This window comes from Xanthomonas sp. CFBP 8443, assembly GCF_025666195.1.
Lineage (GTDB): Bacteria > Pseudomonadota > Gammaproteobacteria > Xanthomonadales > Xanthomonadaceae > Xanthomonas_A.
Genome location: NZ_CP102592.1, coordinates 4,122,690 through 4,136,235 on the forward strand (window position 1 = coordinate 4,122,690; position 13,546 = coordinate 4,136,235).

A 13,546-nucleotide genomic window follows, 5' to 3' on the forward strand; every position below is an offset into this window, starting at 1 on the left:
CACCTGCCGGCGACGGGCCATCGCGATGCAATGCCGCCGCGCGCTTGCCGCGCCTGGAACGGTGATCCCTCACCTTGCGCGCAACCGGTCACAGGAAGCGGCACCCATGGAATCTGCGCAGGCATCGCATGCACTGGCGCTTCAGCCGACGGTCCGGTGGAAGGTCGCCGATCACCTGCGTCGCGGCTCATGGCCGACCCCGGCCAAGGCTGCTTTAGCGCGGTGGCGCGAACTCGATCGGCCAATAGTGGAAAGGCGTTGGTTGCGCGCATCGAGGCAGCGTTCTTGCAGCGCTCACCAGTGGAAGCGCAGCGAAACCGCCTAGCGCGACGCCAGCGCCTGGCCGGCGAGCAGGCGACGCAGCGCGTCGGCCTCCGGCGCCAGCTGCGCGGTCAGCACCGGCTGCGCCTGCCGCAGTTGCACCTGCGCCTCGCCATGGCGCCCGGCGGCGAGCAGGGCCTCGGCCAGCGCGACCCGCGACATCGCCGTCGGCACCGCGTCCGCACCCAGTTCGGTCTGGTTGGCCTGCACCAGCCGCTGCCAGTCGCGTACCGCCTGCGCCACGTCGCCGGCGCGCTGCGCCAGCTCCGCGGCGAGCGCGTCGCGGCGTCGCTGCAGTTGCGGCGACGGCCATCCCGACGCCGGTTGCAGCGCGTCCAGTTCGCGCCGCGCGCGCGCCAGGTCGCCGCGGCGCATCGACCATTCGATCCGGGTCATGCCCTGGATCAGCCGCCGTGGATGATCGGCCGCGTACAGCCGCGCCATGCCGTCGGCGGCGCGCGTCAGCAGCGGCTCGGCTTCCGCCAGGCGATCCTGGCGCATCAGCATGCGGCCGAGGTTGCCTTCGGCGTTGAGCGTCATCGGATTGTCCGCGCCCAGACGCTGGCGCCGGATCTGCCACGACTGCCGGTACAGGGCTTCGGCCGTGGCCAGCGCGCCGCGCGATTCTTCCAGCGTGGCCAGGTTGTTGAGGTAACGCGCGTGGTCGACGCTGCCCTCCAGTCCCAGCCCGGGCAACAGCGCCAGCGCGCGCGCGTAGTGGCTGCGCGCGGCGGCGTAGTCGCCGGCATCCTGCTGCACCGAGGCCAGTTCGTTCTCCGCGCTGGCGACCTGCTCGCTGCGCTCGCCGTACAGCGCGCGCGCCAGCTCCAGGTTCTGCGCCAGCTGCGCCGCGGCCGCGCCAAGCGCGCCCTGTTCGGCCAGCGACTGCGCCAGCGCATCGGCGCTGGTGAGATAGTCGACGCTGCGCGTGCCGTACTCGCGCCGCTTCATCGCCAGGGCCTGGCGAAACCACTGCTCGGCCTGGGCGTACTGGCCCTGCGCCTTGAACACCAGGCCAAGGTTGTGCAGCACGGTGGCCACGCCGCCATCGACCTTGACCCCGGGCTGCCGGCGCAGCGCCAGCGAGCGTTGCAGCATGGCCTGCGCCTCGGCGTAGCGCGCGGCGCGGTGCAGGCCCAGCCCCAGCGCATTGGTCGCCTTGGCCAGCGCATCGAGATCGCCGCTGCGCGTGGCCAGCGCCAGCGCCTGCCGGCCCGCCGCCTGCGCATCGTCGCCGCGTTCGCCATTGGCCAGCAGCGTCGCCAGATCGCTCCACGCCGCCGCCGCCAGCGCGGGCTCGTCGACCTGCGCGCTCTGCAGTTCGGTCGCCGCCTGGCGCAGCATCGCCTCGGCGCGTTCTTCCTGGCCGAGATTCATGTAGGCCAGGCCCAGCGTCGCGCGCAGCCGCGCGCGCACCGCCGGCGACTGCGCCAGTCCCTGGTCCAACTGCATCGCGCAGCTGTCCAGCACCTGCCGCGCGCTGATGGTCTCGGTGCCGCGGGCGCCGCGCTTGCGCGGATCGGCGGCATCGAACGCGGCGGTCAGGAATTGGCTCACCTGCTGCGCGATCGCCGCTTCGCGCTGCGCCTGCGCGCGCGTATCGAGCAGCCGCCACATGAAGCCGCCGCTGAGCAGCAGCATCGCCGCGACCGCCGCGCTCTCCTTCCAGCGCCGGCGCAACAGCCGCGACAGCGCATAGCGGCGTCCGCCGCGGCGCGCGTGCACCGGATAACGGCCGAGATAGCGCTGCAGATCGGCGGCGAGGTCGGCGACATTGGCATAGCGCTGCGCCGGATCCACCGCGCAGGCCTTGGCCGCGATCGCGTCCAGATCGCCGCGCAGTTTCCGGCGCAGCGCCGGCAACTGCGTCAGCGCGCTGGGGCGCGGGCAGGCGCCGGCGCTGGTCTGCGCCGGCAGGCGTTGCCCGGCCAACACTTCCACCAGCATCACGCCCAGGCTGTAGACGTCGCCGGCCACGCCCACCGGCTGCCCGGCCAGCAGCTCCGGGCTGGCGTAGGGCGGCGTGCAGAAGCGCCCGCGCTCGGCGCCGTCGGCCGCGTCCTGCAGCCGGGCGATGCCGAAGTCCAGCAGCACTGGCTCGCCGTCGGCGCGGACCAGCACGTTGCCCGGCTTCAGGTCGCAGTGCAGCACCAGGCGCTGGTGCGCCGCCTGCACCGCGCGGCAGATGCGCAGGAACAACTGCAGCCGCGCCGGCAGGTCCAGCGCCTGCGCCTGCAGGTAGCGGTCCAGGGCGACGCCGTCGACGTACTCCATCACCAGGTACGGCTGCCCGCCCGGGGTGGCGCCGCCGTCGTACAGGCGCGCGATGTTGGGATGCTGCAGGCTCGCCAGGATCTGCCGTTCGGCGGCCAGCCGCTGCGCGGTCAGCGCGTCGGGCAGGCCGCGCAGCAGTTTCACCGCCACCTGCCGCTGGTACTGCTCGTCCGCGCGCTCGGCGACGAACACGCTGCCCATGCCGCCGCTGGCCAGGAAGCGGGTCAGCCGCCACGGGCCGAGCCGGTCGCCCACCCCCAGTTCCGGCGCCGCCATGCGCCCGGCCAGCGCCCGCAACGGCTCGGCCAGTTGCTGCAGCTGCACGGTCTGCGCGGCGAGCAGGTCCAGCACCTCCTGCACCAGCGCCGGATCGTGGCTGAGCCGCTCCAGGGTCGGCTGCCACTGCGGCGGCGGCAGGTCGCAGACCGCTTCGAACAAGTGCCGCACCTGTTGCCAGCGTTCGCTCATGGGCGGCCCGGTTCGGCGCTGAGTTCGCGCTTGAGCCAGGCGCGGGCGATGCGCAGGTCGCGCTCGACGGTCGGCACCGACACCTCCAGCAGGCAGGCGATCTCGTCATGGGTCATGCCGCCGAAATAGGCCAGCTCCACCGCATGCGCCGCGCGCGGATCGAACCCGGCGAAGCGCTGCAGCGACTGGTGCAGGGCCAGCACCTGGTATTCCTCGCTGGCCGCGGCGCCGTCGTGGTCGGCATGCGACAGGGTCATCATCATCGCCCCGCCGCCGCGCTTGGCGGCCAGGTTGGCGCGCGCGTAGTCGACCAGCACCGCGCGCATCTTCAACGAGGCCAGGGCGAAGAAATGCACGCGGTCGCGGTATTCCACGTTGGCGTCGAGCATGCGCAGCAAGGCCTCGTGGACCAGTGCGGTCGGCTGCAGCAAGGCATCGTCGTGGCGCGCGGCCATGCGCGCGGCGGCCATGTCGCGCAGCGCGGCATAGACCAGCTCCAGCAACTGCGCCTCGGCCTGGGCGTCGCCGCCGCGCCAGCGCTGCAGCAGGCGGGTGACCTGCTCGCTGTCGGCCACCGCCGACGCGGAGGCCTTGCGCGCGACAGCCACGGGAAGAGGTTCGGAGTGCATGCGCCGGATTCGTCGAACGGGAAAGGGCGGCCTGCCGACGACCGCATGGCAGGAGCGGCGCCAGATTACCGCAGGATCGCGACCGCCTGTTGACGCCGGATGGCATACCCCAGGGAGGAGCGAACGCCGCCGATATTCCGCGCAATCGGCCGCGCATGCACCGCACCGGAGCACCGTTTCAGGCGTAACGATGCTGTCCTGGTGCGGCTTTCGGCACATTCGCCAGCGCGCATCGGCGACGGGGTTGACAGTGCCGCAAAGCCCATGTTTATCTCGCTGCATGTTGCATCGCCACACCAGCCCGAAGCCGACCCGCCTGCCCGCCGCGCTGCGCGCGGACGCCGCCGCGTCGCTCCTCGTACTCGTGCTTATTACCTCGCCCACAAGTGCGGGACGAACCGGCGTGTAAGCGACAAGCAGCCTGGATTCGATCAGACCCCGCACCGGCAACGGCGCGGGGTTTTTCATTTTAGTAACCGCGAAACGCAAACCCCTTCCTACCCACACCGTCCCGAGGAAATCCGCCCCATGACCAGTTCCGCCCAGCCCACCACCAAGATCGCCATCGTCGGCTACGGCAGCCAGGGCCGCGCGCACGCGCTGAACCTGCGCGAGTCCGGCTTCGACGTCACTGTCGGCCTGCGCGCGGGCGGCCCGACCGAAGCCAAGGCGCAGGCCGACGGCTTCGTGGTCAAGAGCCCCGCCGAGGCGGTCAAGGACGCCGACCTGGTCGCGGTGCTGACCCCGGACATGGTGCAGAAGACGCTGTACGACGAGGTGCTGGCGCCGAACATGAAGCAGGGCGCCTGCCTGCTGTTCGCGCACGGCCTGAACGTGCATTTCGACATGATCAAGCCGCGCGCCGACCTGGACGTGGTGCTGGTCGCGCCGAAGGGCCCGGGCGCGCTGGTGCGCCGCGAGTACGAGATCGGCCGCGGCGTGCCGTGCATCTGGGCGGTGTACCAGGACAAGAGCGGCAAGGCCGAACAGTTCGCGCTTGAGTACGCCGCCGGCCTGGGCGGTGCGCGCGCCAACCTGATCAAGACCACCTTCAAGGAAGAGACCGAGACCGACCTGTTCGGCGAGCAGGCGGTGCTGTGCGGCGGCGCCTCGTCGCTGGTCCAGGCCGGTTTCGAAGTGCTGGTGGAAGCCGGCTACCAGCCGGAAATCGCCTACTACGAAGTGCTGCACGAACTGAAGCTGATCGTGGACCTGTTCTACGAAGGCGGCATCACCCGCATGCTCGAGTTCGTTTCCGAGACCGCGCAGTACGGCGACTACGTCAGCGGCCCGCGGGTCATCGACGCGGCCACCAAGGAGCGCATGCGCGACGTGCTGACCGACATCCAGAACGGCACCTTCACCAAGAACTGGGTCGCCGAATACGAAGCCGGCCTGCCCAACTACACCAAGTTCAAGCAGGCCGACCTGGAGCACCCGATCGAAGTGGTCGGCAAGCAGCTGCGCGCCAAGATGGTCTGGTTGAACGGCGAGGCGGCTGCCGCCAAGCCGGCCACCGGCCAGCAAGCCGCGTAATCCGCGGCTCCCCCACCCGCTTTCACCGAAAGGTCGCCACCGTATGAACTCCTCCGCTCACGGCACGCCCCGCAACGGCGCGCGCTGGCTGACGCAGGCCCTGGAAGCCGAAGGCGTGGACACGCTGTTCGGCTATCCGGGCGGCACCATCATGCCGTTCTACGACGCGCTGGTAGACAGCCAGCTCAAGCACATCCTGGTCCGCCACGAGCAGGGCGCGGCACTGGCCGCCAACGGCTACGCCCGCGCCAGCGGCCGGGTCGGGGTCTGCGTCGCCACTTCCGGCCCGGGCGCCTCCAACCTGGTCACGGGCATCGCCGACGCGATGCTGGACTCGGTGCCGATGATCTGCCTGACCGGGCAGGTCGCCACGCCGCTGCTGGGCACCGACGCGTTCCAGGAACTGGACGTGTTCGGGCTGACCCTGCCGATCGTCAAGCACAGCTTCCTGGTGCGCCGCGTGGACGACCTGCCGCAGGTGCTGCGCGACGCGTTCCGCATCGCCCGCGAAGGGCGTCCGGGGCCGGTGCTGATCGACCTGCCCAAGGACGTGCAGCTGGGCGACGCCTCGCACCTGCCCGACCACGTGCCGGCCGCGGTGCCGGTGCCGCCGTCGCCGCACGCCGAGGCCCTGGCCGAAGCGCTGGCGGCGATCGCCGGCGCCGAGAAGCCGGTCATCTACGGCGGCGGCGGCATCGCCCTGGCCGACGCGGTGGACGCGTTCCGCCAGTTCGTCGACAGCACCCGCATCCCCACCGTGCTGACCCTGCGCGGGCTGGGCGCGTTGCCGCACGGGCATCCGCACTACCTGGGCATGCTCGGCATGCACGGCACCCGCGCCGCCAACATGGCGGTGCAGGAATCGGACCTGCTGATCGTGGTCGGCGCCCGTTTCGACGACCGCGCCACCGGCAAGCTGGCCGAGTTCGCCCCGTTCGCGCGGGTCATCCACCTGGATGCCGACGCCTGCGAGATCTCCAAGCTGCGCCATGCCGACATCGCGGTGCCCGGCGACGTGGCCGAAGCGCTGCGCACCCTGTGCACGGCCACCAGCACCTGCGAGGCCTGGCACGCGCGCTGCGTCGGCCATCGCGAGAAGTTCGGCGCCCGCTACGACGCGCCGGGCGATGACATCTACGCGCCCGGCCTGCTGAAGCGGCTGAGCGAGCTGGCCCCGGCCGACACCATCATCGCCTGCGACGTCGGCCAGCACCAGATGTGGGTCGCGCAACATTGCCGCTTCAACCATCCGCGCAACCACCTGACCAGCGGCGCGCTGGGCACGATGGGCTTCGGCCTGCCGGCGGCGATGGGCGCGCAGTTCGCCTGCCCGGACCGCACCGTGGTGCTGGTCAGCGGCGACGGCAGCTTCATGATGAACGTGCAGGAGCTGGTCACCATCGCGCGCTGCAAGCTGCCGGTGAAGATCGTGCTGCTGGACAACAGTTCGTTGGGCATGGTGCGGCAGTGGCAGGAACTGTTCTTCGCCGAGCGCTACAGCGAGATCGACCTGTCCGACAACCCGGATTTCGCCGCGCTGGCGCAGGTGTTCGGCATCCCGGCCAAGCGCATCACCGCGCGCGGCCAGGTCGAGGACGGGCTGGCCGAACTGCTGGCGCAGCCGGGCCCGGCGCTGCTGCACGTGGCCATCGACGCGCGCGCCAACGTGTGGCCGCTGGTGCCGCCGAACACCGCCAACAGCACCATGCTGGAAAGCAATCCCGCGACCCAGCGCCAGGAGACCCCCCATGCGATACCAGCTTGACCTGGTGCTGAAGCCGGCCGAAGGCGCGCTGCTGCGCGCGATCGGCATGGCCGAGCGGCGCGGCTTCGCGCCGCTGTCGATCACCGGCGCGCCGGTGGCCGACGACGCCGGCCGCTGGCACCTGCAGATGGTGGTCGACGGCAACCGCCCGGGCGAAAGCCTGCGCCTGCAGATGGAGAAGGTGTACGACTGCGAGTCGGTGCGGGTGACCGCGTTGGATGGGGCGCCGTGACGCGCACGGGACCAGGGACCGGGGACCGGGGACCCGGGATGGGCATTGCCGGCGCCTCGTGCGTCGCGCGCCGTCCGCAAGCTTCCGCTCGCCCGCGGAGGGGCCTTCTTCCATGGAGATCGCTTCTTCGCGCCAACCCGCTTTTCCGGGTCCCCGGTCCCCGGTCCCCGGTCCCGCGGCCGCCCCATGCCTGACCCCGACCGCCCCGCCTCGCAGGAACCGGACGTAGGCGACGTAGCGGTCAGCGTCGCCGACGTGCTGGCCGCGCAGGCGCGGCTGCGCCGTTACCTGCCGCCGACGCCGGTGCACTACGCCGAGCGCTTCGGCGTGTGGCTGAAGCTGGAGAATCTGCAGCGCACCGGATCCTACAAGGTGCGCGGCGCGCTGAACGCGCTGCTGGCCGGGCTGGAGCGCGGCGACGAGCGCACGATCATCTGCGCCTCGGCCGGCAACCATGCGCAGGGCGTGGCCTGGGCCGCGCACCGGCTGGGCGTGCAGGCGATCACGGTGATGCCGCACGGCGCGCCGCAGACCAAGATCGCCGGCGTCGCGCACTGGGGCGCCACCGTGCGCCAGCACGGCAACAGCTACGACGAGGCCTTCGCCTTCGCCCGCGAGCTGGCCGAGCAGAACGGCTACCGCTTCCTGTCCGCGTTCGACGACCCGGACGTGATCGCCGGCCAGGGCACGGTCGGCATCGAGCTGGCCGCGCATGCGCCGGACGTGGTGATCGTGCCGATCGGCGGCGGCGGCCTGGCCGCCGGCGTGGCCCTGGCGCTGCGCTCGCAGGGCGTGCGCATCGTCGGTGCGCAGGTCGAAGGCGTGGATTCGATGGCGCGGGCGATCCGCGGCGATATCCGCGCCGTGGACCCGGTGCCCACCCTGGCCGACGGCGTCAAGGTTAAAATCCCCGGATTCATCACCCGCCGGCTGTGCGCCAGCCTGCTCGACGACGTGGTGATCGTGCGCGAGGCGGAACTGCGCGAGACGCTGGTGCGCCTGGCGCTGGAGGAGCACGTCATCGCCGAGGGCGCCGGCGCGCTGGCGCTGGCCGCCGGCCGCCGCGTCTCCGGCAAGCGCAAGTGCGCGGTGGTGTCCGGCGGCAACATCGACGCCGGCGTGCTGGCGACGCTGCTGTCGGAGGTGCGTCCGCGCACGCCGCGCAAGCCGCGCCGCCGCAACACCGAGCGACTTCGCAGCCAGCTCGCCGCCGCTCCGCCCGCTCCACGCCGTCCCATGCCCACGCCCCCCCATCCGCCAGCCACCGCCGCCGTAGAGGAAACCATCTGGTGAACACTTCGTCTTCTTCCCAGACCCCCCGCATCCGCATTTTCGACACCACCCTGCGCGACGGCGAGCAATCCCCCGGCTGCAGCATGACCCCGCCGCAGAAGCTGGTCATGGCGCGCGCCCTGGCCGAGCTGGGCGTGGACATCATCGAGACCGGCTTCCCGGCCAGTTCGCAGTCCGACCGCGAGGCGATGGCGCTGATCGGCCGCGAATTGCGCGAGCCGACCCTGGCGGTGCTGTCGCGCTGCCTGGCCACCGACATCGAAATCTCGGCGCGCGCGCTGGAAGCGGCGGCCAAGCCGCGCCTGCACGTGTTCCTGTCGACCAGCCCGCTGCACCGCGAGCACAAGCTGCGGATGAGCCGCGAGCAGGTGCTGGAATCGGTACGCAAGCACGTCTCGCTGGCGCGCCAGTACGTGGACGACGTGGAATTCTCGGCCGAGGACGCCACCCGCACCGAGGAGGATTTCCTGGCCGAGGTCGCCGCAGTGGCGATCGCCGCCGGCGCCACCACCATCAACCTGCCCGACACGGTCGGCTTCACCACACCCGAAGAGATCCGCGGCATGTTCGCGCGGCTGATCGCCAGCGTGCCCGGCGCCGAGCGGGTGATCTTCAGCACCCATTGCCACAACGACCTGGGCCTGGCCGTGGCCAACTCGCTGGCCGCGGTGGAAGGCGGCGCGCGGCAGGTGGAATGCACCATCAACGGCATCGGCGAGCGCGCCGGCAACTGCGCGCTGGAAGAGATCGCGATGGCGCTGAAGGTGCGCAACGCGTTCTACGAGATCGACACCGCGATCAACACCCAACGCATCGTCGCCAGCTCGCAGCTGCTGCAGCGGCTGGTCGGCATGCCGGTGCAGCGCAACAAGGCGATCGTCGGCGGCAACGCCTTCGCCCACGAATCGGGCATCCACCAGCACGGCATGCTGCGCCACCGCGGCACCTACGAGATCATGCGTCCGGAAGACGTGGGTTGGGAGTCCTCGCAGATGGTGCTGGGCCGCCACAGCGGCCGCGCCGCGGTCGAGCAGCGCCTGCGCGCGCTGGGCTACGTGCTGGAGGAAGCCGAACTGAACCTGGCGTTCGAGGCGTTCAAGGCGCTGTGCGAGCAGCAGCGCGTGGTCAACGACGCCGACCTGCAGGCGATGATGCAGGACGCGCCGGAAAGCCAGGGCTACCGGCTCGCGTCGATGACCGTCAGCGACCGCGGCCAGCGCGCCAGCGCGCAGGTCGAGCTGTCCGATCCGGACGGCCAGCGGGTCACCGAGCGCGCCGAAGGCGATGGCCCGGTGGATGCGCTGTTCGCCGCGCTCGCCGCCGCCACCGGCGTGCAGCTGACCCTGGACAGCTACCAGGTGCACAGCGTCGGCATCGGCGCCGATGCGCGCGGCGAGGCCAACCTCAGCGTGCGCCACGGCGAAGTCGAGTACGACGGCACCGGCACCAGCCGCGACATCATCGAGGCCAGCGCGTTGGCCTGGCTGGACGTGGCCAACCGCGTGCTGCGCCAGCGCCAGGGCGCGCACGCCGGCGCCGCGACGGCGGCCGCCTGAGCGGCCACGCCCCCGTCATCGTCGCCATGCACCCTGCTCCGTTCCCACCCTCGCCCAGCGTCCCTGCCAGGTAGTCCCGTAATGTCTTCGACCCCCCGTACCCTGTACGACAAGCTGTGGGACGCGCACGTCGTCGTCCCCGAAAGCAGCACCGCTCCGGCGGTGCTGTACATCGACCTGCACCTGATCCACGAGGTGACCTCGCCGCAGGCGTTCACCGAACTGAAGTCGCGCGGCCTCAAGCCACGCCGGCCCGACCGCACCAAGGCGACGATGGACCACTCCACGCCGACCCTGCCGCGCGGCGCCGACGGCAAGCTGCCGTACTACACCAAGGCCTCCGAGGCGCAGGTGGACATGCTCGCGCGCAACTGCGCCGACTACGGCATCGAACTGTTCGACATGGCCTCGGACAACCGCGGCATCGTGCACGTGATCGCGCCCGAGCAGGGCTTCACCCAGCCCGGCATGACCATCGTCTGCGGCGACAGCCACACCTCCACCCACGGCGCGTTCGGCGCGCTGGCGTTCGGCATCGGCACCAGCGAGGTCGGCCACGTGCTGGCCACGCAGTGCCTGCTGCAGCGCAAGGCCAAGACCATGGCGATCAGCGTCGACGGGCCGCTGGCGCCGGGCGTGGGCGCCAAGGACGTGATCCTGCACATCATCGGCGTGATCGGGGTCAACGGCGGTACCGGCCACGTGCTCGAATACCGCGGCTCCACCATCGAAGCGATGGACATGGAGCAGCGCATGACCCTGTGCAACATGTCGATCGAGGCCGGCGCGCGCGCCGGCATGGTCGCGCCTGACCAGATCACCTTCGACTGGATGGCGAACACGCCGCGCGGGCCCAAAGGCGCGGAGTTCGACGCCGCGGTGCAGCGCTGGTCGCAGCTGCGCAGCGATCCGGGCGCGCGCTTCGACGTGGAGGTGCGCATCGACGCGCGCGACATCCGCCCGACCCTGACCTGGGGCACCCACCCCGGCACCGCGATCGCGGTGGACGTGCCGATCCCGGCGGCGCAGGACGCGGCCGCGCAGAAGGGCTTGGACTACATGCACTTCGCATCCGGCCATGCGCTGATCGGCACCCCGGTGGACGTGGTGTTCGTCGGTTCCTGCACCAACGGCCGGCTCAGCGACATGCGCGAAGTGGCGCAGGTGCTGCGCGGCCGCCGCGTCGCGCCGAACGTGCGCATGCTGGTGGTGCCGGGCTCGGAGATCGTCAAGCGCCAGGCCGAGGCCGAAGGCATCCACGAGGTGGTGCGCGCCGCCGGCGCCGAATGGCGCGAATCCGGCTGCTCGATGTGCATCGCGATGAACGGCGACCTGGTCGCGCCGGGGCAACTGGCGGTGAGCACCAGCAACCGCAATTTCGAAGGCCGCCAGGGCCCCGGCGCGCGCACCCTGCTGGCCTCGCCGATGACCGCGGCGTGGGCCGCGGTGAACGGCCAGGTCAGCGACCCGCGCACGCTGTTCGCGGAGGTCGCGTGATGGTGCCGCACATCGCCGCGCTCGCGGCCACGCTGACCTTCGTCGCCGCGACCACCCGCGCCTTCGCCCACCGCGGCAAGCCGCTGCTGCCGCCGCACGTGCCGACCCCTGCGCTGCCGCCGGCGACGCCGGCCGACGCGGCCGCCGCACCTGCCACCGTGTCCCAGGAGACCTGCTGATGGCCGGATTCGCCGCCCTCACCTCGGCCAGCGTGGTGCTGCGCCAGACCAACATCGACACCGACCAGATCATCCCGGCGCGGTTCCTGTCCACCACCGAGCGCGCCGGCCTCGGCCGCAATGCGTTCAACGACTGGCGCTGGCAGGCCGACGGCACGCCGAACCCGGAGTTCGCGTTCAACCAGCCGCACAACGCCGGCCGCCAGATCCTGCTGGCCGGGCGCAACTTCGGCTGCGGCTCCTCGCGCGAGCACGCGCCGTGGGCGCTGACCGACCTGGGCCTGCGCGCCATCGTCAGCAGCGAGATCGCCGACATCTTCCGCAACAACAGCCTCAAGAACGGGCTGCTGCCGATCGTGCTGGCCGAGGCCGACGTGCAGACGCTGATGCAGCGTCCGGACGACGCGCTGACCGTGGACGTGGCCGCGCGCGAACTGCGCACGCCCGACGGCCGGGTCTACGCCTTCCCGCTCGACGAGTTCTCGCAGACCTGCCTGCTCGAAGGCGTCGACGAACTCGGCTACCTGCTGCTGCGCGAACCCTTCATCGCACAGTACGAGGCCGCCCATGCACGCTGACATCGTCGTCCTGCCCGGCGACGGCATCGGCCCTGAAGTCACCGCCGCGGCGGTGTCGGTGCTGCGCACCATCGCCCGCCGCTACCAGCACACGTTCGAGTTCCACGAACACGACATCGGCGGCATCGCCATCGACCGCCACGGCGAGCCGCTGCCGGCGGCGACGCTGGCCGCCTGCCAGCAGGCCGACGCGGTGCTGCTGGGCGCGGTCGGCGGGCCGAAATGGTCCGATCCCAATGCCACGATCCGCCCCGAGCAGGGCCTGCTGGCGATCCGCCGCGGCCTGGGCCTGTTCGCCAACCTGCGCCCGGTCAAGCCGCACCCGGCGGCGCTGGACGCCTCGCCGATCAAGTCGCATCTGCTCACCGGCGTGGACATCGTGGTGGTGCGCGAGCTGACCGGCGGCATCTACTTCGGCGACAAGACCCGCAGCGCCACCGACGCCAGCGACCTGTGCCGCTACAGCGTCGAGGAGATCGAGCGGGTGCTGCGCAGCGCGTTCCGGCTGGCGCAGCAGCGCCGCAACCACGTCACCTCGGTGGACAAGGCCAATGTGCTGGAGACCTCGCGGCTGTGGCGCGACGTGGCCGCGCGCATCGGCCGCGACGAGTTCCCGGACGTGCGCCTGGAGCACCAGCTGGTCGATTCGATGGCCATGCACCTGCTGGCCAAGCCGCGCGAGTACGACGTGATCGTCACCGAGAACATGTTCGGCGACATCCTCACCGATGAGGCCTCGATGCTGGCCGGCTCGCTGGGCCTGCTGCCGTCGGCGTCGCTGGGCGAAGGCCGGATCGGCCTGTACGAGCCGATCCACGGCTCGGCCCCGGACATCGCCGGCAAGGGCATCGCCAATCCCTACGCCACCATCCTCAGCGCCGCGCTGCTGCTGCGCCATTCGCTGGGCCTGAGCGCCGAAGCCGAGGCGATCGAACAGGCCGTGGACGCCGCGCTCGACGCGCAGGCCTTCACCGCCGACCTCGCCGCGCCGGGCCAGGGCATTTCCACCAATGCGGCGGCACGCGCGGTGGTGGAGCGGCTGCAGGCGGCGGGGATTCGGGAGTAGGGATTGGAGATTGGTAACGGCCTTCGGCCGCTGCGCAGATAGGTAGCGGTCGCGCCCGAGTCAGGCCGCGTGAATCGCGTCTGTAGGAGTGGCTTCAGCCGCGACACATTGCACGGCGGGCCTGCAGCGCCGGATCCTGTCGCGGCTGAAGC

General features: G+C 71.4%; 11 protein-coding genes. 9 read left to right on the forward strand and 2 right to left on the reverse strand.

Annotation, left to right across the window (positions count from 1 at the left end; translation table 11 throughout):
* Nucleotides 1–321: 321 nt before the first annotated feature.
* Entirely contained in the window at nucleotides 322–3,063 is a 2,742-nt protein-coding gene (locus NUG20_RS17255) for a serine/threonine-protein kinase (RefSeq protein WP_263395650.1), read from the reverse strand.
* Nucleotides 3,060–3,692 carry an ECF-type sigma factor gene (locus tag NUG20_RS17260; protein WP_263395651.1) on the reverse strand — a complete coding sequence of 211 codons (633 nt, stop codon included), beginning with the start codon at nucleotides 3,690–3,692 and terminating at the stop codon, nucleotides 3,060–3,062. Before NUG20_RS17260 ends, NUG20_RS17255 begins: the two co-directional genes overlap by 4 nt.
* A gap of 528 nt (nucleotides 3,693–4,220) precedes the next feature.
* On the opposite strand from NUG20_RS17260, the gene ilvC reads away from it, so the two are divergent.
* The 9 genes from ilvC to leuB all read left to right on the forward strand — a co-directional run bounded on the left by ilvC (nucleotide 4,221) and on the right by leuB (nucleotide 13,394).
* A complete protein-coding gene (gene ilvC / locus NUG20_RS17265; protein WP_263395652.1) occupies nucleotides 4,221–5,228 on the forward strand; it encodes a ketol-acid reductoisomerase in 1,008 nt (335 codons plus the stop codon).
* 43 nt (nucleotides 5,229–5,271) lie between these two features.
* Entirely contained in the window at nucleotides 5,272–6,993 is a 1,722-nt protein-coding gene (gene ilvG / locus NUG20_RS17270) for an acetolactate synthase 2 catalytic subunit (protein ID WP_263395653.1), read from the forward strand.
* Nucleotides 6,977–7,225 (forward strand): ACT domain-containing protein, encoded by a 249-nt coding sequence (locus NUG20_RS17275; protein ID WP_263395654.1) that lies wholly within the window; start codon nucleotides 6,977–6,979, stop codon nucleotides 7,223–7,225. Before ilvG ends, NUG20_RS17275 begins: the two co-directional genes overlap by 17 nt.
* 186 nt (nucleotides 7,226–7,411) lie before the next feature.
* Complete coding sequence (locus NUG20_RS17280) at nucleotides 7,412–8,518, forward strand: threonine dehydratase (RefSeq protein ID WP_263395655.1); 1,107 nt, start codon at nucleotides 7,412–7,414, stop codon at nucleotides 8,516–8,518.
* Entirely contained in the window at nucleotides 8,515–10,074 is a 1,560-nt protein-coding gene (locus NUG20_RS17285) for a 2-isopropylmalate synthase (RefSeq protein ID WP_263395656.1), read from the forward strand. Before NUG20_RS17280 ends, NUG20_RS17285 begins: the two co-directional genes overlap by 4 nt.
* A gap of 81 nt (nucleotides 10,075–10,155) precedes the next feature.
* Entirely contained in the window at nucleotides 10,156–11,571 is a 1,416-nt protein-coding gene (gene leuC / locus NUG20_RS17290) for a 3-isopropylmalate dehydratase large subunit (protein ID WP_263395657.1), read from the forward strand.
* Entirely contained in the window at nucleotides 11,571–11,750 is a 180-nt protein-coding gene (locus NUG20_RS17295) for a hypothetical protein (protein WP_263395658.1), read from the forward strand. Before leuC ends, NUG20_RS17295 begins: the two co-directional genes overlap by 1 nt.
* Entirely contained in the window at nucleotides 11,750–12,328 is a 579-nt protein-coding gene (gene leuD, locus NUG20_RS17300) for a 3-isopropylmalate dehydratase small subunit (protein WP_263395659.1), read from the forward strand. Before NUG20_RS17295 ends, leuD begins: the two co-directional genes overlap by 1 nt.
* A complete protein-coding gene (leuB, locus tag NUG20_RS17305; RefSeq protein ID WP_263395660.1) occupies nucleotides 12,318–13,394 on the forward strand; it encodes a 3-isopropylmalate dehydrogenase in 1,077 nt (358 codons plus the stop codon). Before leuD ends, leuB begins: the two co-directional genes overlap by 11 nt.
* Nucleotides 13,395–13,546: the final 152 nt, after the last annotated feature.

Coding starts and splice junctions, on each gene's coding strand:
- leuD (WP_263395659.1), top strand. CDS start 11,750: ATGGCCGGATTCGCCGCCCTCACCTCGGCCAGCGTGGTGCTGCGCCAG.
- NUG20_RS17295 (WP_263395658.1), top strand. CDS start 11,571: ATGGTGCCGCACATCGCCGCGCTCGCGGCCACGCTGACCTTCGTCGCC.
- ilvG (WP_263395653.1), top strand. CDS start 5,272: ATGAACTCCTCCGCTCACGGCACGCCCCGCAACGGCGCGCGCTGGCTG.
- NUG20_RS17255 (WP_263395650.1), bottom strand. CDS start 3,063: ATGAGCGAACGCTGGCAACAGGTGCGGCACTTGTTCGAAGCGGTCTGC.
- leuC (WP_263395657.1), top strand. CDS start 10,156: ATGTCTTCGACCCCCCGTACCCTGTACGACAAGCTGTGGGACGCGCAC.
- NUG20_RS17275 (WP_263395654.1), top strand. CDS start 6,977: ATGCGATACCAGCTTGACCTGGTGCTGAAGCCGGCCGAAGGCGCGCTG.
- NUG20_RS17280 (WP_263395655.1), top strand. CDS start 7,412: ATGCCTGACCCCGACCGCCCCGCCTCGCAGGAACCGGACGTAGGCGAC.
- NUG20_RS17260 (WP_263395651.1), bottom strand. CDS start 3,692: ATGCACTCCGAACCTCTTCCCGTGGCTGTCGCGCGCAAGGCCTCCGCG.
- ilvC (WP_263395652.1), top strand. CDS start 4,221: ATGACCAGTTCCGCCCAGCCCACCACCAAGATCGCCATCGTCGGCTAC.
- leuB (WP_263395660.1), top strand. CDS start 12,318: ATGCACGCTGACATCGTCGTCCTGCCCGGCGACGGCATCGGCCCTGAA.